General features: G+C 65.9%; 21 protein-coding genes and 1 pseudogene. 11 read left to right on the forward strand and 11 right to left on the reverse strand.

The window, feature by feature from the left end:
• Positions 1-196 precede the first annotated feature (196 nt).
• Together KBX50_RS02925 and KBX50_RS02930 are read left to right on the forward strand one after the other, a co-directional pair.
• Positions 197-1,279 (forward strand): HAMP domain-containing sensor histidine kinase, encoded by a 1,083-nt coding sequence (locus KBX50_RS02925; RefSeq protein ID WP_307870816.1) that lies wholly within the window; start codon positions 197-199, stop codon positions 1,277-1,279.
• The gene (locus KBX50_RS02930) at positions 1,276-1,932 is read left to right on the forward strand and encodes a response regulator transcription factor (protein ID WP_210934428.1); all 657 of its coding nucleotides are present in this window, start codon (positions 1,276-1,278) and stop codon (positions 1,930-1,932) included. Before KBX50_RS02925 ends, KBX50_RS02930 begins: the two co-directional genes overlap by 4 nt.
• 89 nt (positions 1,933-2,021) lie before the next feature.
• Here the strand turns inward: KBX50_RS02930 and KBX50_RS02935 are convergent, their stop codons facing one another.
• Complete coding sequence (locus KBX50_RS02935; RefSeq protein ID WP_210934430.1) at positions 2,022-2,834, reverse strand: tyrosine-type recombinase/integrase; 813 nt, start codon at positions 2,832-2,834, stop codon at positions 2,022-2,024.
• Between the two features lie 196 nt (positions 2,835-3,030).
• Here KBX50_RS02935 and KBX50_RS02940 point away from each other — a divergent pair, with 196 nt between their 5' ends.
• Positions 3,031-3,270, forward strand: coding sequence for a hypothetical protein (locus KBX50_RS02940; RefSeq protein ID WP_210934432.1), 240 nt, complete (start codon positions 3,031-3,033; stop codon positions 3,268-3,270).
• Between the two features lie 323 nt (positions 3,271-3,593).
• On the opposite strand, the gene KBX50_RS02945 is transcribed toward KBX50_RS02940, so the two are convergent.
• Positions 3,594-4,409 carry a hypothetical protein gene (locus KBX50_RS02945; RefSeq protein ID WP_210934433.1) on the reverse strand — a complete coding sequence of 272 codons (816 nt, stop codon included), beginning with the start codon at positions 4,407-4,409 and terminating at the stop codon, positions 3,594-3,596.
• A gap of 494 nt (positions 4,410-4,903) precedes the next feature.
• Positions 4,904-5,299 (reverse strand): VOC family protein, encoded by a 396-nt coding sequence (locus KBX50_RS02950; RefSeq protein ID WP_210934435.1) that lies wholly within the window; start codon positions 5,297-5,299, stop codon positions 4,904-4,906.
• A gap of 172 nt (positions 5,300-5,471) precedes the next feature.
• Between KBX50_RS02950 and KBX50_RS02955 the strand changes: the two genes are divergently transcribed.
• From KBX50_RS02955 to KBX50_RS02970, 4 genes are all read left to right on the forward strand, one after another.
• Entirely contained in the window at positions 5,472-5,909 is a 438-nt protein-coding gene (locus KBX50_RS02955; RefSeq protein WP_210934437.1) for a hypothetical protein, read from the forward strand.
• Between the two features lie 153 nt (positions 5,910-6,062).
• Positions 6,063-6,341 carry a hypothetical protein gene (locus KBX50_RS02960; RefSeq protein WP_210934439.1) on the forward strand — a complete coding sequence of 93 codons (279 nt, stop codon included), beginning with the start codon at positions 6,063-6,065 and terminating at the stop codon, positions 6,339-6,341.
• A 156-nt stretch (positions 6,342-6,497) separates the two neighbouring features.
• Positions 6,498-7,385, forward strand: coding sequence for an RNA polymerase sigma-70 factor (locus tag KBX50_RS02965; protein ID WP_210934442.1), 888 nt, complete (start codon positions 6,498-6,500; stop codon positions 7,383-7,385).
• Positions 7,386-7,474: 89 nt separating this feature from the next.
• Complete coding sequence (locus tag KBX50_RS02970; RefSeq protein ID WP_210934444.1) at positions 7,475-7,831, forward strand: DoxX family protein; 357 nt, start codon at positions 7,475-7,477, stop codon at positions 7,829-7,831.
• Between the two features lie 248 nt (positions 7,832-8,079).
• On the opposite strand, the gene KBX50_RS02975 is transcribed toward KBX50_RS02970, so the two are convergent.
• The 5 genes from KBX50_RS02975 to KBX50_RS02995 all read right to left on the reverse strand — a co-directional run bounded on the left by KBX50_RS02975 (position 8,080) and on the right by KBX50_RS02995 (position 12,065).
• Positions 8,080-8,838, reverse strand: a complete 759-nt coding sequence (locus tag KBX50_RS02975) for an SUMF1/EgtB/PvdO family nonheme iron enzyme (RefSeq protein ID WP_210934446.1) — start codon at positions 8,836-8,838, stop codon at positions 8,080-8,082.
• A 153-nt stretch (positions 8,839-8,991) separates the two neighbouring features.
• Positions 8,992-9,621 carry an AAA family ATPase gene (locus KBX50_RS02980; protein WP_247673057.1) on the reverse strand — a complete coding sequence of 210 codons (630 nt, stop codon included), beginning with the start codon at positions 9,619-9,621 and terminating at the stop codon, positions 8,992-8,994.
• Positions 9,622-9,770: 149 nt separating this feature from the next.
• Complete coding sequence (locus tag KBX50_RS02985; protein WP_210934448.1) at positions 9,771-10,130, reverse strand: hypothetical protein; 360 nt, start codon at positions 10,128-10,130, stop codon at positions 9,771-9,773.
• A 286-nt stretch (positions 10,131-10,416) separates the two neighbouring features.
• The gene (locus KBX50_RS02990; RefSeq protein WP_210934450.1) at positions 10,417-11,343 is read right to left on the reverse strand and encodes a class I SAM-dependent methyltransferase; all 927 of its coding nucleotides are present in this window, start codon (positions 11,341-11,343) and stop codon (positions 10,417-10,419) included.
• A gap of 68 nt (positions 11,344-11,411) precedes the next feature.
• On the reverse strand, positions 11,412-12,065 hold the full coding sequence (locus tag KBX50_RS02995) for a hypothetical protein (protein ID WP_210934452.1): 654 nt from the start codon (positions 12,063-12,065) through the stop codon (positions 11,412-11,414).
• A gap of 73 nt (positions 12,066-12,138) precedes the next feature.
• Here KBX50_RS02995 and KBX50_RS03000 point away from each other — a divergent pair, with 73 nt between their 5' ends.
• On the forward strand, positions 12,139-12,507 hold the full coding sequence (locus KBX50_RS03000; protein WP_210934455.1) for a hypothetical protein: 369 nt from the start codon (positions 12,139-12,141) through the stop codon (positions 12,505-12,507).
• Between the two features lie 83 nt (positions 12,508-12,590).
• Here the strand turns inward: KBX50_RS03000 and KBX50_RS03005 are convergent, their stop codons facing one another.
• Entirely contained in the window at positions 12,591-13,178 is a 588-nt protein-coding gene (locus KBX50_RS03005; RefSeq protein WP_247673058.1) for a GIY-YIG nuclease family protein, read from the reverse strand.
• A 252-nt stretch (positions 13,179-13,430) separates the two neighbouring features.
• Positions 13,431-14,066 (reverse strand): TetR/AcrR family transcriptional regulator, encoded by a 636-nt coding sequence (locus tag KBX50_RS03010; protein ID WP_210934459.1) that lies wholly within the window; start codon positions 14,064-14,066, stop codon positions 13,431-13,433.
• A 127-nt stretch (positions 14,067-14,193) separates the two neighbouring features.
• Between KBX50_RS03010 and KBX50_RS03015 the strand changes: the two genes are divergently transcribed.
• The 3 genes and pseudogenes from KBX50_RS03015 to KBX50_RS32605 form a co-directional block, all read left to right on the forward strand.
• Entirely contained in the window at positions 14,194-14,973 is a 780-nt protein-coding gene (locus tag KBX50_RS03015) for an SDR family NAD(P)-dependent oxidoreductase (RefSeq protein ID WP_210934460.1), read from the forward strand.
• Positions 14,970-15,431 carry a nitroreductase/quinone reductase family protein gene (locus tag KBX50_RS03020; RefSeq protein ID WP_210934463.1) on the forward strand — a complete coding sequence of 154 codons (462 nt, stop codon included), beginning with the start codon at positions 14,970-14,972 and terminating at the stop codon, positions 15,429-15,431. The genes KBX50_RS03015 and KBX50_RS03020 overlap by 4 nt, the downstream gene beginning before the upstream one ends.
• A gap of 24 nt (positions 15,432-15,455) precedes the next feature.
• Positions 15,456-15,655, forward strand: a pseudogene (locus KBX50_RS32605) (VOC family protein); the annotation flags it as partial.
• Positions 15,656-15,728: 73 nt separating this feature from the next.
• Here the strand turns inward: KBX50_RS32605 and KBX50_RS03025 are convergent.
• Positions 15,729-17,531, reverse strand: a complete 1,803-nt coding sequence (locus tag KBX50_RS03025; protein ID WP_210934465.1) for a carbamoyltransferase C-terminal domain-containing protein — start codon at positions 17,529-17,531, stop codon at positions 15,729-15,731.
• Between the last annotated feature and the right edge of the window lie 37 nt (positions 17,532-17,568).

Raw genomic sequence — 17,568 nt, forward strand, 5'->3', positions numbered from 1 at the left:
CCGCGCCGCCCACACATTGACCGACACCGCTTCCGGCATCGCCCACCTCCACAACATCATCCTGCTCGGCTGACACCAGCACCGTTGCCAGGCAACGCCTTCACCGAGTTACGAGACGTCCTTTAGAGGAATGATCAGGCTGTCCAGAGGGACCGTGCGGGCAAGGTTCACGATCCTCTATGCTGCGGTGTTCCTCGTGTCCGGTATCGGGCTGCTGGGCCTGACCTTCCTGCTCTCCGGCGGCAGCATCAGCCGCGTCGCACCCGCCGGGAATCCCCCGGTCCGGGGCAGCGCGGATTCCGCGCAGCAGCGCATCCGGCAACTGGAGGACCAGTTGGCCGCCGTGCACACGCAGCAGGCCCGCCAACTGCTGGCCGGCTCGCTGGTAGCGCTGATCGTGATGGCGGCCGTGTCGCTGCTGCTCGGTCGGGTGCTGGCTCGGCGGGTGCTGCGACCACTGCGGCTCATCACCAACGCCACGCGGCGCGTCTCCGCCGACAACCTGGATTGGCGGCTTGCCGTCAGTGGCCCTGCCGACGAGGTGAAGGACCTCGCCGACACCATCGACGAACTGCTCGAACGACTCGAAGCCTCGTTCGCCGCACAGCGCCGCTTCGTCGCTAATGCATCCCATGAGTTGCGTACGCCGTTGGCGACGATGCGGGCGTCGCTCGACGTCGCGGTCGCCAAGCCCGACCCGGCCCCCTCGACGGTGGCGCTCGCGGACCGCCTGCGTATACAACTGGACCGGGTCGACCATTTGCTCGACGGGTTCCTCGTGTTGGCCCGGGCACAACACGGCACGCTGGCCGACGCCACCACGGTCGACCTCGGCGATCTCATCGGTACGGCCCTGCGCGAAAGGACCGCCGACGTGAAGGCGAAACGGCTGAGCGTGACGGCAGACGTACCACTGGCAACGGCGACTCAGGGCAGCCCGGCACTGCTATCGCGGTTGGTGGGCAACGTCGTTGACAACGCAGTGGCGCACAACGAGCACGGCGGATGGATCGAGATCACCGGATCCCCGAGCGAGGAGGAGACGGTGCTGGTCGTCGAAACCGGTGGCCGCGTCCTCGACCAGCGGGAAGTCGACCGGCTGACGCAGCCCTTCGAGCGGCTCGGTGGCGAGCGCACCGGCTCCTCAGGACTGGGCTTATCCATCGTGGCCGCCATCGCTGCCGCCCACGGCGGCCGACTCGCCCTGCTCGCGCGGCCGGCGGGCGGCCTACGCGTCTCGATCACGCTTCCGGTCGCGAAGGTACCGGTGGTGGCATGAGGATCCTCGTCGTCGAAGACGATTACGCCCTCGCCGAAGTCGTGGCGGAGGGCCTGCGCGACCAGGGGATGGCCGTCGACCTCGCGCACGACGGGCTGACCGCCGGCGCCAAGCTCGACCTCACCGCGCACGACGTAGTGGTGTTGGACCGGGACCTGCCCGGCCTCCACGGCGACACGCTGTGCCAGATGATCACCGAGCGGGCGGACCGGCCGATGGTGCTGATGCTGACCGCGGCGAGCGCGCCAGGTGACCGGGTCAGCGGGCTGACCCTGGGCGCGGACGACTATCTCGCCAAGCCCTTCCACTTCCCGGAGCTGATCCTGCGTATCCAGGCGCTGGTCCGCCGCAAGCCAGACGCGCGTCCCCGGACGCTTTACGCAGCCGGCATCGCGCTGGACCCGGTACGCCGGACCGCCGTTCGGGACGGACGGCAACTTAACCTCTCGGTCAAGGAGTTCGCGGTGCTGCAGGCGCTGCTACGGGCCAGCCCAGGCTTCCTGAGCACCGAAGCCCTGCTCGACCAGGTCTGGGACGAGAACGCCGACCCGTTCACCAACACCGTCACCGTGACCATGGGCCGCTTACGACGCAAACTCGGAGATCCGCCGACCATCGCAACGACACCAGGAGTCGGCTACCGGATCGCCTGATCCCATCGACCCGCGACGGCACCCAGGGAACCGATTCGGGCGTGCCACTCTGACTGGACACTCATCTCGGCAGAGCCGCGAGCGGCTGGTCATGTTCCGGAGGCCATGTAGGCGGCGAGGATGTAGTTGGGGTGGCGGTCGAGGTTCTTGCGGGCTCGGTCGTAGCGCATGGTGGTTCTCGGGTCGGCGTGGCGGGCGGCGATCTGCACGTCGCGGAGGCTGACGCCGGCGTCGAGCATGGTCGTGACGAAGGTGTGGCGCAGCATGTGGGGGTGCATTCTCGGCATCCGGATCCCCGCGGTGTGGGCGAGGTGTTTGAGTCGGCGGGTGGCGGCGTGCCGGTCCATCCGCCCACCATGGATGTTGCGCAGGATCGGCCCGGCGGTGCGGTCGTCGACGGCCCGGTCGATGGCTCGGGCGACCGCTGGTGGTAGTGGGACGAGGACGACCTTGCCGCCTTTGCCGCGTACGCGCAGCACCCGGTGGCCGTGTTCCTCGCCCAGGTCGGCGATGTTCGACCCGCAGGCTTCGAAGATCCGCAGCCCGAGCAGACCCAAGAGCGCGACCAGGGCGAAGTCGTTCGGGTTCGGGGACTTTCGGGCGGTGGTGATCAGGGCTTCGAACTGTAGGTGCCCGAGTCCGAGGGTCGGTGACTCGGCCGGGACCGTGGGTCGGCGGACGTAGTCGGCTGGCGAGTGCTCCAGGATCGCGTCGATGACGCAAACCCGATAGAACCCGACCACGACCGACAGCCGACGGGACACCGTCGAGGGCTGGTACCGGCGGACGTCTTGCAGCCAGCGCACGTACCGCTCGATATCCACCCGCACCGCAGCCAGCGGGTCCAGACCGTGGTCGGCGCACCAGCGGAGGAAAACGCGTAGGTCAGACTCGGTGTGCACGCGAGTCTGGCCACGGTAACGGCCCAGGAAGGCCGACACCGCGGCCCGCAGAACGAGTTGATCGCCAGGTGTGACGCTGGAAGCCTAAGCAGGAGAGGTAGTCATACATCACCGTCGGTGATGAACACCAGCCCACCCGAAGCGGCAGATACGGGCGTCCGCAGGCAGTACTTGGGCCGGTGGCGATACTTGAGCCGTGAGGCGGAATCGGCGACAGGCCAGCGACGATGCGTACCAGGCTGCTGTCAGCGGTGTCGCTGCGTACCTCGCGGACGAGGACGCCGACGTCCACAACATTGCCGGCGCTGCGGTGCGCGACGACGGGCTCGCCTACGCGTTACACCTCACCGCTCTCGCCGCAACGGCGATCACTGCCTTGGCTGCGGAAACCGATCGCACGCCGACGGAGGTACTGGGGTCGATGAAACCTGGTTGACGAAGACTTACGTGCAGGCCACGCATTATCGGCGGTATGAGCGGAAACAGCGGCGCAACTAAACGCTGGAACGTGCGCTTGTTTAGCAAAGGCGCCGATCTCGCTTGACGAATTTCGCAGATCATAGGCGTCTGCAGGGACCAACGCTCGACGCCAAGGTCCCCGGGGGTGAGCCTATACGGGCAATCACGTTGAATGCATTGACTGGTGCTTATACATATCGACGGAATGACCGCGCCCCCGCTAGATTTCCGAGTCCTCACGGATTCCCCACCGGGAAACATCGTCACATCCCCAAGCTAGCTTCAGCACTAAGGCCGGATTCAACGTCCTACCATTACGACTGCTGCGACCAGAAGTGGTAAACCCGCAACGGTGACAAGGAGCAGGATGCATCCAGATGCACGAGTGTGGTTTTCTGGAGCCGCAACCGAAATATTGTACCGAGGACGCCGCCCCAGCCAGGGGTAGTCCAGCAACGCGAACGCGAGATGCGCGAGCCGGATCGGCATGGCCGAACTCTCATTGAAGCTCGGTTTAGTATTATTTCTACCGGCTTTGCCGGCCAGTTCAGTCAGCGAGATGACCCAGATACTTCCTACTATCCAGTTCAACATCACCAAGATAGCGGCGATTGCAGTGATGCCGATAGCCTCGGAAGGGGTGTTGGCAAGGCGGAGGACGCCATGAGTCAAGACCCAGGGCACCATTGCGGCGAGACTGAGAGTTGCGATGCCGTAGAAGAACCAAGTCGTTGGGTCCCTCATACTCATCACGAAAACGCGATCATAGCGCGTACTAAGGCGGCGAGTTATACCATTAAGTAGCCAATGTTCATCGTTACGGACGTCACGTAAGACCTTGTCCCGCAGCCTTCGGAACTCGCGTGTGGCATTAAGATCTGACATGGCAGACACAGCAAAATATGCCCACACTACGTGGCACGCCGTAATAGCCCCGAACAGTAGCCATGAGTGTCGAAGATTCACATCGACACCTAACACCTCAAACTCAACATTTCCGGTTAGCCGGGCGAGCACTGTCGCTGCCGCCAGCAGGCTGGCGGCAGATAGTGTGGCCGCACACTTCTTCACTCGCGAGACGACGACCTTTTGCAAGGTTGCGGTGTCATTCGCCATGCAAGCCCCTTGGGATACTCGACCTACTACATCGTACGGGAGCACGGCAACATGCCCCCGCCGAATAAGGCGGTCCGATACCGTATAGCACCCGGGGCCGTGATCGCGGCCCCTCGTCGCAGTGAGTAGACGACCGCTTCAAGCTGCACCTGCTGGACACACAATCGGCGCGTAGCCTGGCTCGCCGTACCGGTCGTCTACCATCTCCTGATGGCTCACCTGAGACGCCATGTTCGACGAAACCACACGATCCTAAGAGCGACGGAAATCGTCGACCACGTCAACTAGGCATACCAATATCCATGGGCGAGCCCGTCTCCGGGTTTGATCGAATGCACTGTCATCGGCAGAGCCGTGAGCGGCTGGTCATGTTCCCTATTCCGGCTACGACCGGCCGCCAGTACCTGCCCTGAATCCACCTTGGATCACGAGCGCTGCGGCGGTGCAGATCAGGATCTGTGATCTTGGCGGTTTGGCTCGCACGTGCGGTGACCTCAGGTCGCGCCGAGGAGGTCCCAACGGTTGCCGGCGATGTCGAGAAAGACCGCGACCCGGCCATAGGGCTCGCTCCGCGGTTCCCGGACGAAGGTCACACCGGCCTCGTTCATCCGTCGGTAAGCGGCGTCGAAGTCGTCGACGCGGAGGAAGAACCCGACCCGGGCGGCTACCTGGTTCCCGACGGCGGCACGCTGGTGTTCTCCGTCGGCGCGCGCGAGCAGAAGCCCGGTCTGGGCACCCGGGGGCCGCACGACGACCCACCGCTTGGGTCGCCCGTCGTTGGTCAGCGATGGAAAGTCCTCGACGAGGTCGAAGCCGAGTACGTCGGTGAAGAACGCGATCGCCGGGTCGTACTCCTCGACAATCAGGGCAACCACGTCGATCTGCACCACGGCAGCGTACGCAGGGTCGCCTCCTGCCCGCCGCTCGCGCGCACCACCCGCGGCATGTGTGTGCGATCCGCTGCGGAACCGTGCCCTGCCCGCCGTACTAGCGACGACCCGGGGCAGCAATGACACGGGGGCGCCCGACCACGTCAGGGCGCAGGATTCTAGCCTTGGGCTCGTGGAACGTATCGAATTCCGTACCATCGAGCAGGAGCTCGGCGTCGGGATGTTCCCGACACTCGTTCCGTACCTTAACGACATATCCCTACCTGACATGGTTCGCACAGCTGAGCTGCCCTTTGCGCGGCGAGAAGGGAAACCCAACCTCGCGGGCAGCTATGCGGGGCTGCTGGGCGACAGCGTGCGCTGGCCGAGTCGGCACTATCTCGGTGATCCGGTGCTGAGCTGGTTCGGTGACGGCGACACCGTGTTACTGGGGTGTACCTGCGGTGGCTGGGGCTGCTGGCCGTTTACCGCGATGGTCACGGTTGCTGAGGACACGGTCAACTGGTCTGGCTATCGCACCGGGCATCGTGATTGGGGCTACCACGAACTGCTTCCCGTCACCTTCGATCGCCTCCAGTACGAAGAAGCGCTGCGGGCGACAGTTCGCTGAGCAGGGGGGCCGCATCATCACGCCGTCGGCTCGCAAGGATCAACGTCCTCAACTCGGCACGTCCGGACGGAACACCGGGCCGGCTCGGCGGGACGCTGCGTAGCGCGCTCGCGGCATGAGCGGAAGTCGTTGCCCTCAGGCAAGATGCCTGCCATGACCGACAACTTGCTATCCGTGCCGGCGTATGACCCCGCGATAGGAGTCGTGGCAGCGGCCGAAGGAGGCACCGTCACCATCGAGATCGTCAACGGATCGGTCGAAATCCTCGGCGACCCTGCCGGTCTACGGGACCTCGCGCGAATGTGCCTGGCGTTGGCAGACTCCCGAGTACCGGACGGGACGCACATCCACCTCGACGCCGGCATCAACCCGCTTGATCTCGGTTCCGCCTCCCTCATGCTTGCCCGCCACACGACGCTGTCGGGGTCGTAGTCGCTATCCGCGGCAGAAGCGGATGCCTCCGGAAGAGATGCAAAGTCCATACGGGTGCTGGCCGGTCGTCCTCCGACGGCGTTGATGCCCTAGATGGGAGGCTTACGCGGTGGTCCACCGTGGCCCGTCTGAACACCTGACACGTTATGCAGGATCATGGGTCGGGTGGCCGGGAGCGTGTCAGGTGACCAGCATGAGCCGCCCTTCGTGAAGCACCGCGGGTTGCTGTACGCGGTCGCGTACCGGATGCTCGGCAGCGTCAAGGAAGCCGAAGACGTAGTGCAGGAGGCCTGGCTGCGGTGGAGTCGCGTCGAACTGGCCACCGTCGTGGACGCCGAGGCCTTTCTGGTCCGAGTGACCATCCGGCTGGCGATCGATCAGCTGCGCAGCGCCCGCGTGCGGCGTGAGTCGTACATCGGCCCGTGGCTGCCTGAGCCCATCCTCACCCGACCGGACATCGCCGACGATGTGGTCCTTGCCGATTCCGTCTCTACCGCGCTGCTGCTCGTCCTGGAGACGCTATCTCCGTTGGAACGCGCGGTGTTCCTGCTGAACGAGGCGTTCGGATACCCGTACGCCGAGATCGCGCAACTCCTGGGGCGTCGGGAGGCGGCGGTACGGCAGCTTGCGCACCGGGCACGAAAGGCGGTCGAGAGCCGCCGGCACCGATATGACAGCGACCCCGTGACCCGGCAACAGGTGACCGAGCGATTCCTGGCCGCCTGTTCTGGTGGTGACATCACCGCACTAATCGAGGTTCTGGCACCGAACGTGACGATGGTCAGCGACGGCGGCGGCGTCACCGGCGCGCCACGCAAGCCCATCCACGGTTCGGACCTCGTGGCCCGGGCCATCGTCGTCCTCTCCCGGCAACAGCCGGTGGGCTCGACGGCCGGGGTGCTCCACCTCAACGGTGGCCCCGGTGTCGTCGTCCGCTGCGAGGGAACGCCGGTGCTCGCGATGACCCTGCACATGCTGGACGGTCTGGTTCAGACCATCCACTCCATCAGCAACCCACGAAAGCTGACCGCGATAGCACCGTGATCTACAGCACTGAACACCGTGTCACATATCGGGGCCGCAGCCTCGTCCGTGAGCGACCGGTAGGCCGCTTTCATGGATAGGAGACGTCGATGTTCGCCATCTATCTCACGGTGACCCTGGTCGCCTCAGCCCTCAACGGTTCGGCTGCCATCGCAAACGTGATCGGCCACGAATACCCGAAGACGGAGGCAGACCGCAACCGGGTACCCCGATCCTGGGTACGGCCATTGGGAATGCTCCTGGGCGCGGGCGCGCTCGGCTTGCTGGCCGGGTTCGTCGTGCCGGTCGTGGGTGCGCTCGCGGCAGCCGGTCTGGTCTTGTACTTCCTCGGCGCGCTGGGCGCACACGTGCGGGCGGGCAATTTCCGACTCGGTGCCTGGGCGCTGTTCTTCGGACTCGCTCTGGCCGCGCTCATCGTCAACCTCGCCTATCACCGGGACGCTTGATGGAACTGGTCGGTGGAATCGGAGCTGGAGGTCATGTCGACGTCGGCCTACCGACGTGTCTGGCAGCGTGAACCGCCGCACTCGCGTCCGAACCGCACATCGGCGGCGAACGGCGTGCCAAGCCGATGAGCGAATGGCATCCGCTCATCGGCAAGGCGGTGAGCTGGGCGGCTCAACCTGCCACGACGTTCGTCGCGAGTGCTGACCTCTGCGCGTTGTGGCGCGTCCGTCTTGTCCGGCGGCTCTGGCTAACGGCGGGGTGGCAGTGGTGCGACCGGGCGGACCGCAGTGAACTGGGCGTGCTCGTACCGGGTGGCGGCGAGTAGCAGCAGCCATTCGTCGCAGCCCTGCCACGGGTAGACGTCGGCGGCACCGCCGCGTACCGCTCTGGGACCGTCGCCGGTGCGTGGGCGGGCATCCGCCGGGGCGCCGTCGAACCCGGGAATCCACACGTCAGCGCAGATCTCGTTCGCCGAGCCCATCGCGGCCAGCCCGAACGCGTTCTCGGCGGCGGCTGTCCGCTGCTCATCCCCGAAGTCGTCGAGCACCTGGTCTTCGCCGGGTCTCCCGTCGCCGCGGAAGGTCAAGGTGGTGGTGCCGGCTCGGGCTGCGTACTCCCACTCCGCCTCGCTCGGCAACCGGAACGGCAACGCATCGAGCAGATCATCCAGGTCATCCTCAAGCCGGGCCGTGCCAGACTCCACGTCGGCGTAGTCGTCCTCGTACTCCGGCAACCAGTACTGAACCTGCGCGACCGTCAACGGATGCCGAGCGATCAAGAACGGTTCGACCCGCACCTCACGTACCGGCTGGGCGTCCCCAGCATTGGCGAAGAACGGCTCAAGAGTGTCCTCGACACCTCCACCGCGCTCGATGACGCGTACCGCCGCCAGCTCCGCCTCGGACAGACCCATCCGGAAGGTCCCACCCGACACCTCCCGAAACACCACGCCGGACGCGACGTGCCGCCAAGCCGGCCGCCCCGCCACGATCTCCGCGGTCCACATGGCGCCGAACGCTAGCAGCCACCAACCGCATCGTCCGGCACCAGTACAAGCAGGCGGTCGGCACGCTCGCTCATCGGCAGGACCACGGGTCGAGCGATGCCGGGAACATCACTCAGCGTGACGTGCGGTTGGCGGCAGACATCCGGACGTCGCTCACGGCCGGCGCCCAAGCCGATCCACAGCCTGCTGGACTGCGGCCACACGGACCGGAAGCGGTGCTGCCGGAACGTCGATGAGATCAAATCCGGCCTCGCGGTAGGTAACCTCATGAACTTTCTCGAAGGCGAGGGAGTCTTCGAAACTGATCCGACGAGCGGCGGTGGCCTGGATGAAGCCCTGCTGCCGTACGAAGAAGGCGGTCGACTCGTACCACCGCTCAGCCACCATGCGTTCGATCTCCACGACCAGGTCAGGTGGTGCGGTCACATCGAGGTAGCGGCACAACGCCAGAGTGCAGACCGGTGAACGGTCGACGAAGACAACGCCACGCGTGACGGTCTCGGCCGCGAGCTGTCTCTTCCGCTGAAGATCCAGGACTCGGCCTGCGAAACCGGACTCCCGCCACGGCTCCGTCCGGCCAAGCGCCTGCTGGAGCGCAATGACGTCGGTCGCGGCCTCCTCAACGACGGTATGGCCGTCGATCTCCAACTGGCGCAGGATCGCCGTCTTTCCGGATCCCGGTGCGCCGGTGAGGATGTACGCAGGCATGGTCCCTCCCATGACGAAACAGGCATGAGACAACCGCGCGATCCGGACCAACCCGACGCACAACGGCGAACGCATTGCGGCCAGCCACCAAGCGCCGAGAGCATGGCTCCACCGGCGCGGTGCCACCGGGCAGGCTGTCCGATCGGAAGCCCATGTCCTCGGCACGACCGGACGCAGCGACGGTGCCGACGTCACCTGCGAGCGACCAGCGGCAGATCCGCGTGCTATCCGCCACGTGTGGGAAGGTCCTCACCGCTGATCACGGTGCAGCCGAACATCTCGCCGAGGACGGCCCGCTGGTGCTCAGTCAGCGGATTCGCGAACACCACCACCCGGACCTGCCTCGCCCGACACGCATCGGCGACTTCGCGGGCCTTGCCCGCGCTCACCAATGTCCGCCGCGAGAACGGAGCGGCCATCTTGTCCGCGCCGCCGTGCGAGACACCCCTGCGTTGAACGAGCCGGCCCACGACCCGCGCACCGTACGCCTCCACCACAGCGGCCAAGACGTCCAGGTTGGTGTCCATCTCGGTGTCCTTCGCCGAGAACAGGCCCACGAGTAACACCTCGGCACCCGGCAGCACTCGCGCTGACTCCGTTCGGCGTGGGATCACGCAGCGATCATGCCAACGCCGACCGCCGGGCGCGCACTCATCAGCACGAGCGCGCGCAGCGTGCGCCCTACGATGCAGTCCAGATCGCGGCAGATCCGCGTACGTGATCATGCGGTCGGCGGGCCGGAACGAGTCAGATCGGGGGCGGTGAGAGTTCGGCAATGGCGCCGTTGCCGCTCGATACGGTCTGATCGGCCACTCGGTCTCGGGTCGGGCCTCGTCCAACATCGTCGATAGGAACGGTGTCAGGACTAGGTCAGCGCATAGTGGAAGGAGGGGCAGCGGCCGTGGTTGCGGTTGTCGCCAGTTGGAAGTGCCAGATAATCTGACTCGGTGTTCCGTCCCAGGCGGCGCCGAATGCCGCCGGGACGATGCCCAGCAGCGACCAAGGCCATGCGTCCCACGGTCCCGTCACGATTTCCGCGGGCATGTTCCCGCTGGCATCGCCGAACATCCGAGGTTCCTCGCAACGCCGTACGTGCAGGCCCAACGGCAAGGCGACGCGGAGATAGTCGCTAGCCCGATGTCGGAAAGCCGGAAGTAGCCCAGGATCACCGTCGGCAGCACGAACGCGCGGCACTGAGCCCAACGCCACGAGTTCCTGGTGCACGTCCGTGATCACCAGATGGCCGCCAGGACGCAGGACTCGGGCAAACTCGGTGATCGCCGGCCCGACATCCGGAAGGTGAGTCAGCGCCAGAGCACACACGACGACGTCTACATGGTCGTTGGGCAGGGGGAGATTGCGCAGGTCGCCCTGCCGCAATTCCGCGTTCGGAACGCGGATACGAGCGTGAGCGAGCATGTCCGGGGAACTGTCGACGCCGATGACGTGGTGGCCCTGCTCGGCCAGGTACCCGGTGTACCTGCCGGTGCCGCAAGCCGCGTCCAAGGCCACGCCCAGAGGCAGAGCGCCGAGGATCTCGTGCACGATGGGTTCTTCGACAGCGAACAACCCATTACCTGGCTGATCATAGGTCGCGGACCACACTTTGTAGCCGTTCAGGGTGTCGACCTGCGCCGCGGTGACTCCGGCACCGTCCAGTGCAGGGCTGTCCAGAAGGCGCCGGACCTCGCTGATCCGCGCTTCGACGAAGTCCTGGTCGTAGTCACCGGCGAAGGCACGCAGCAACGACACGCCCTCGAGCCCCAAGGTGTAAGCGAGCGGATGCTGGTAGGCCACCACGCGACCGTAGCGACGACGTGCGGATCGGACTACCCAATTCCCGCACGGCTCAGCCCTGCTCTGGTTTACGCCGACACGTGACTGGCCACCGCACGGTAACGAGCGATGACCGATTCACCGCACAGGCGGAAGCCGTACCGATCGTCGGCCATGCCATCGTGATCACGTGTACCCACATCGGCGCGTCCGGACGGAACCCGGGCCGGCTCGGCGGACCCTGGGTAGCGCGCGGCTCGCGGCAGAAGCGTGCATTTGCTGGCCGGAGGTGTGACCGTGTCGAAGCCGGGCAGGTCAGCAGAGACGCTTCTGCGGTCGCTAATGTGGTGATCATGATTGATCGTCACGGTGGTGCCTGGACGCTGCACCGATGCGACGGCCGCGGGGTACTTGCTGAGCTCGTGGTGAACGGTGGCGACTTCCCGTGGTTGAACGCTCGCGTCGACCCGAGGGAAGGCCTGGCGGAGCTTCGGCCGCTGTTCGCCGAGGAGCTGCGGCTGCTCGATGGCATCGATGAGGATGTCGAGTCCTGGGAGCACGCGTATGAAGCTGTCCGGAACGCCGTGACGCTTCGGTACCCGGATGGCCAGGAGGTTCCTGAGTTTCTTCTCCACCTCGATGGCGACGAGGCGTGGTGGCGGTGGAGTGACGAGCCGTTCGACGAGCAGAATGCCTGACCAGCGCCCTCGCTCGGCCGCTACTCGATCCGTACCGCTGACCATGAAGGTTCCTGCGGAACCGCTGAGGCTCGCCGGCGCGCGCCGAGCTATCGGGCTGTAGGCATATCATCCCGCGATGGCTTCCAACACCTTGCTGGCACGCGGTGGACTTACCTATGTCGATCGTCGTGACTTCACCCGCGGCGATTCACTACGCGTCGTCAAGCGGATGCGCTGGCCGTCAGTATGCCTCTGGGTCGAGGACAGCACATTGACTTTTTCGTCGCGGGCCGGCTCCGAGGTGCTGCAACACGCTGAGGTGACCGCATTGCCACACGGGCCGATCGTGGGCAGGCATTGGGCCCTTGCACTCGCGGTGTCCTTCAGGACCGCAGAACGTGATCACGTTCTGCTTTTCTGGACTCCTCGTGCGCGCGCAGTCCTTCGGGAACTGGCTCGGCTTGGGTGGGATGCCGACCCGCGCGCAGACGACTTCGTAACATAGTCGAACATGTCCGAGTACACGCACCTCGACGTGACCGCGGCCTGAGCGCGAAAGCCGTACCCGTCCGCATGTCGGCTAACCAGTTACGGCGTTGGCGGAGGCTCGGCCGGGCGGCTGCTGGCGTTGTATGAGTTCTTGGCGGCGACAACGGCCGGCTGGATGTGTTCGGGGTCGACGCCGTGGACGTTGAGCGGCGGGTGCAGACGCCGGACGAGTTCGGTCTCGATGGTCGCCGGTTCCGGGTCCTGCGCCCATGTCAAGCGCAGGTGTGTGTGCATCCACGTGGTCAGCCGCGCCTCGTCCTCGGGGACCAGGACGACCCGGTCGGTCCAGGTCGTTCGGTATGTCTCGGACACCAGAAGCCCGGCCAGGGTACGGCGCAGCGTCGAGCTGCCCGAACGCCTCAGATGGTTGCGCAGGATCCGCCCTCGCAGGCTGGTCGCCCGTCCGAGGTACAGCAGCCGTAACGACGGGACGTTCTCATTCGGCAGCCCGGGGAGATCGGGCAGGACCGACGGGGCAGCCCACCAGGCGTAGACACCGCTGCCCCGGCTGAGCCGCTTGACGGCAGCGTTGAGCTCGACCGGCACGCCGGAGAGCAGCCGCAGAGCCTCGTCGACGCGGGCTTCGTCGGTGGGCAGGTCGTCGTGTCGCCGTTCGGGAATGGTCATCGAGACCATCGTAGGTTCCGGGCGGATGGTGGCCGGGGCCGGAAGGACCGAATGCCCCAGCATCGGCACCTGCACCACCCTGGCGGGGACGCTGCCTTGCGCTCGGTGCGGCAGATCAGTGCGTCGAGTCAGGAGCACCGAGGTCGGCCCGTAGGTTCTCGACCAGTGTGATCGGTCCAGACTGCCGACCGGGAGTCTCGGCCTGTCTGAAGCAACGACACGGCGCTGCGGTACCTGCTCACGCCCCCTTCATCACGATGAATATGGCGCATCGGTGCCATACCGGGCAACCATGGTTCGGACGGCTTCTTCCACAACTGCGGTCATGCGGGCAGGGGTCACCGTCCAGTCTGGGAGCAGAAGCCTCGGCCAGAACAGGTAGTTGGAGATCATCCCGAGGAACTGCGTAGCGGCCATCTCCGGGTCAGCGACGTCTGCGGCTCCCGCGTCGCGCTCGGTCGTGAGGTAAATCCGGACGGACTCGAAGTACGGCAGTTTGCCCTGCGAGAAGTGCGCCTTGGCCAGCTCGGGAAAGCGCGGCAGTTCGGCGATGACGATGCGAAACAGGTCGATCATCGCCGGCTGGCTCAGCAGTGTCGCGTAGCGCCGTCCCAGAACCGTCAGGCCGGCCGCCAGGTCACCGGCGGGCGGCACGTCGGCGACGTCGTTCTCGGCCCACGAGTCGATGACGATGGCATCGAACAACGCTGCCTTTGTCGGGAACTGCTTGAACAGCGTCGCTTTCGAAACACCAGCACTGTCGGCAACACGCGCTAGTGATGCCCGGTCGTAGCCCAACTCGAGGAAAAGTTCAGTAGCGGCCTGCACGATGAGCGCACGCTTCTCCTGCGCCACGCGCTGGTGATAGGCCGAAGGCGCTGGGGTCATGCGCCCATCATAGCGAGGTGAGTGGGTTGACTCACCACTCGCTGGAGCGTAGCTTCGACAAGGTGAGTCGCCCGACTCACCACCCGTCCTGCGGGTTTTCGTCCCTCGCTCGTACTCGGAGGATCAGATGTCCCGCTTCGCCAATCAGACCGTACTCGTGACCGGCGGCACCGGCGGGCAGGGCGCCAGCCACGTTCGCGCCTTGCACGCCGAAGGCGCCAACGTCGTCATCGGCGACATCGATGCCGAGCGCGGCGCCGGCCTCGCCGCCGAGTTGGGAGGCGGGGCGCGTTTCGTCCACCTCGACGTCTCCCGGGAGGAGTCGTGGGCCGCCGCCATCGCCGAGACCGAGAGGGCCTTCGGTGCGCTCACGATTCTGGTCAACAACGCCGGGGTGCAGAATCCGCCGGCCCTCATCGAGTCAACGGACCGGGCTACGTGGGCCCGCATCCTCGACATCAACCTCACCGGCACCTTCCTCGGCATCAAGGCAGCCGCCCCGGCGCTACGGCGCGCGGGGGGAGGAGCAATCGTCAACATCGCCTCCACCATGGGCATCGGCGGTACTGCCTACTACGCGCCCTATGTCGCCAGCAAGTGGGCGGTCCGAGGGCTCACGCGGACCGCTGCCCTTGAGTTGGGCCGCGACAACATCCGCGTCAATGCCATCCACCCCGGGGTTGTCGCCACCCCGTTCATCACCGAGCCGGCGGCCGGCAGCGACGCCCCGATCGCCGACTTCTACTCGCCCGAGCCGTTCGCCGTCCCGCGACTCGGGCAGCCCGCCGACATCACTGCGCTGCTGTTGTTCCTCATCTCGCCGCACGCGGCCTTCATCACCGGCGCCGAGTACGTGATCGACGGCGGACTGCTCCTCGGCCCCGCACTGCAGAAGGAAGCCGCATGAAACCCGCAGACCAGCATGGTGAACGCCGTACGCTTGACCCGCTGGCGCATCTGCCGCACGAGATCAGGCGCGCCATCGAGATCACACCTGCGGCTGGAACCCGCGAACGAATCGTGGACATCACCACCACCGGGCGGCGCACAGGACGACCCCGTCGCATTGAGATCTTCTTCTACCGCGCCAACGGCGCAACCTACCTTTGCAGCGGAGCGGGCGCAGGCGCAACGGGCTGGTACGCGAACCTACGAGCGAACCCCGCTTTCACCTTCCACCTCAAGAACGGCATCAGAGCGGACCTGCCGGCGCACGCGACCACCGTCACCGATCCCACGGAACGGGCCGCGGTCATCGCGGCCATCGTCGACGACCTCAACCAGCCTCACGACCCTGGCACCGTCAGGCCGACCCATCCAGACGACTGGGCCGCCAGCAGGCTGATGCGAATCGACTTCGACTGAGCCGCCTCGCATCTTGTGACGCGGCGGAAGAACGCCGACGGGTTAGCGGGTTCAGCGTCATCGACCCGGGCGGCAACTGGATCGGCGTCTTCCGGGACGCCGCCACCGCGCCCATGCCGGCCACCATGCCTGCCGGGGGGCTGGCGAAGGCCCTGGCGAACGCTGTCGTGCAGGCCGATTCCAGGGGAGACGCCGGCCAGGCCGTTCGGATCCTCGACAGCGCGCCCCGACCAAGACGGCCCGGAGTTTGCTACAACGCCAGGTCCACGTTCCGCTATCCGAGGGTGCTCACGACGGTCAGGCGCCCGTGACACGCTTGGCGACCAGGCGGTTGCCGAGCACGAGGTGGTCGATCTCGGTGCTCAGGAAACAGTTGAGCGCGTCGGTCGGGCTGCACACGATCGGTTCGCCGGCCACGTTGAAGGACGTGTTGATCAGGCACGGCACGTCGGTCAGCGTGGTGAATCGCTGCAGCAGCGCCGCCAGCCTCGGGGTCTGCTCGGTGCTGACGGTCTGCACCCGGGAGGTGCCGTCGACGTGCACAGCACCTGGGATGACCTTCCGGAACTCCGGCCGGACCGGGAAGACGAAGGTCATGTAAGGCGACCGGATCTTCCGGCCCATCTCGAAGACCTTCGGCGCGTCGTGCTCCATCACCAGCGGCGCGAACGGTCGGAACGGCTCCCGGTGCTTGACCCGCTTGTTGATGATGTCTTTGATATCGGGGAAGTTCGGGTTCGCCAGGATGCTGCGGTGCCCGAGGGCTCGGGGCCCGTGCTCGATCCGGCCCTCGAACCAGCCGATCACGACCTTGCCGGTGAGCAGCTGGGCCACCTGGTCGACGACCTCGTCGTCGGTCAGCCGGGCGGTCCACTCCACCCGGTCGGCGAACTCACCGAGCGCCCGCTCGACCCCGGCGTCGTCGTACTCCGGCCCCAGGTACGGGGTGACCGACGGCGCGTACTTCACCTCGGCGGTGTTGGCCGGGTGGTTGGCCCACGCGAACACGGTCGCGCCGATGGCCACACCGGTGTCACTGGCGCCGAAGCTCACCGAAATGTCGGAGAACCGCGAGCCCTCCAGCAGTTCGGTGTTGTTGACGCAGTTGAGCGCCACCCCACCCTCGACCAGCAGGTGATCCAGGTCGGTCCGGGTCTCCAGCGCCGCCACCTGGTGCCGGGTCACCACGGTCACCATCTCCTGGACCGCCGCCGCGACCCGGGACTGGTACTCGATGGTGGGCTCTGCTGGACCGAAGTGCTTCTCGATCAAGGGCTCGAACTGCCGCGGGTTCTCCAGGTCGTTCGGCAGGACCATGGTGTACCGCCCACCCTCGTGCAGTTCGACGAAGTGCTCCAGGAACGGGTTGGGAGACGGCGGCTCGCCGAACCCGGCCAGGCCCATCACCTTGTATTCATCGTTGTTGGGCACGAATCCCAAGAACCGCGTGACGCAGGAGTAGAGATTGCCCAGCGAGTCATTGGCCGTTACGAACGAGTCCTCGAAGACCCGGATCCGGCCGTCCCGGATCTCGCCGGTCAGCGACGACAGCAGCTCGGCCCGGCCGTCGCTGATCAGGAATGCCGCGTCCTTGACCCCCGCCATGTAGTAGCCCGTCATCGCGTGGGCGAAGTGGTGCGGGACGAATACCACCTTCGCCGGGTCCGGGGTGAACCCGGTACGAGCGGCGAAGTCGGCCAGGATCGCGTCGTGTCCCAGCACCGTGGCGAACACCATGCCGATATGGTTGAGACGAACCAGCTTTTCCATCGGCGGCATCGGGATCGACGCTAGTTCGGCCAGCGTGCTGTCGAAGACCTTGGCGTCGAAGTTCCACGGGATCGCGATCAGGTCGACGTCACCGAAATCGATCCCCGCATGCTCCAGGACCCAGCGGATCGAGTTGATCGGGAAGTCTGAGGTCTTCTTCTGCCGATTGAGGCGCTCCTCTTCCACCGCGGCGACCAGCTCGCCGTCCACGAGCAGCGCCGCGCCGGCGTCGTGCCCGAGCAGATAATGCTTCTCGGTGCCAACTGCGCCATAATGTTCGGCAAACATCTCCGCACTGCGGGAAAAACCGTTGCACCCCAGAATGATCATCAGCTGGCATCCTTTTCTCACGTGTCACGCCGCGGTT

The sequence above is a fragment of the Micromonospora sp. C51 genome (genome assembly GCF_018070435.1).
Lineage (GTDB): Bacteria > Actinomycetota > Actinomycetes > Mycobacteriales > Micromonosporaceae > Micromonospora > Micromonospora sediminimaris.

Excerpts from the sequence above, each read along its gene's own strand:
- KBX50_RS02965 (WP_210934442.1), top strand. The coding sequence starts at position 6,498 with ATGGGTCGGGTGGCCGGGAGCGTGTCAGGTGACCAGCATGAGCCGCCC.
- KBX50_RS02970 (WP_210934444.1), top strand. The coding sequence starts at position 7,475 with ATGTTCGCCATCTATCTCACGGTGACCCTGGTCGCCTCAGCCCTCAAC.
- KBX50_RS03020 (WP_210934463.1), top strand. The coding sequence starts at position 14,970 with ATGAAACCCGCAGACCAGCATGGTGAACGCCGTACGCTTGACCCGCTG.
- KBX50_RS02945 (WP_210934433.1), bottom strand. The coding sequence starts at position 4,409 with ATGGCGAATGACACCGCAACCTTGCAAAAGGTCGTCGTCTCGCGAGTG.
- KBX50_RS02930 (WP_210934428.1), top strand. The coding sequence starts at position 1,276 with ATGAGGATCCTCGTCGTCGAAGACGATTACGCCCTCGCCGAAGTCGTG.
- KBX50_RS02975 (WP_210934446.1), bottom strand. The coding sequence starts at position 8,838 with ATGTGGACCGCGGAGATCGTGGCGGGGCGGCCGGCTTGGCGGCACGTC.
- KBX50_RS03000 (WP_210934455.1), top strand. The coding sequence starts at position 12,139 with ATGGCTTCCAACACCTTGCTGGCACGCGGTGGACTTACCTATGTCGAT.
- KBX50_RS03025 (WP_210934465.1), bottom strand. The coding sequence starts at position 17,531 with ATGATCATTCTGGGGTGCAACGGTTTTTCCCGCAGTGCGGAGATGTTT.
- KBX50_RS02995 (WP_210934452.1), bottom strand. The coding sequence starts at position 12,065 with ATGGTCAGCGGTACGGATCGAGTAGCGGCCGAGCGAGGGCGCTGGTCA.
- KBX50_RS02960 (WP_210934439.1), top strand. The coding sequence starts at position 6,063 with ATGACCGACAACTTGCTATCCGTGCCGGCGTATGACCCCGCGATAGGA.
- KBX50_RS02980 (WP_247673057.1), bottom strand. The coding sequence starts at position 9,621 with ATGCGTTCGCCGTTGTGCGTCGGGTTGGTCCGGATCGCGCGGTTGTCT.
- KBX50_RS03005 (WP_247673058.1), bottom strand. The coding sequence starts at position 13,178 with ATGACCATTCCCGAACGGCGACACGACGACCTGCCCACCGACGAAGCC.
- KBX50_RS03015 (WP_210934460.1), top strand. The coding sequence starts at position 14,194 with ATGTCCCGCTTCGCCAATCAGACCGTACTCGTGACCGGCGGCACCGGC.
- KBX50_RS03010 (WP_210934459.1), bottom strand. The coding sequence starts at position 14,066 with ATGACCCCAGCGCCTTCGGCCTATCACCAGCGCGTGGCGCAGGAGAAG.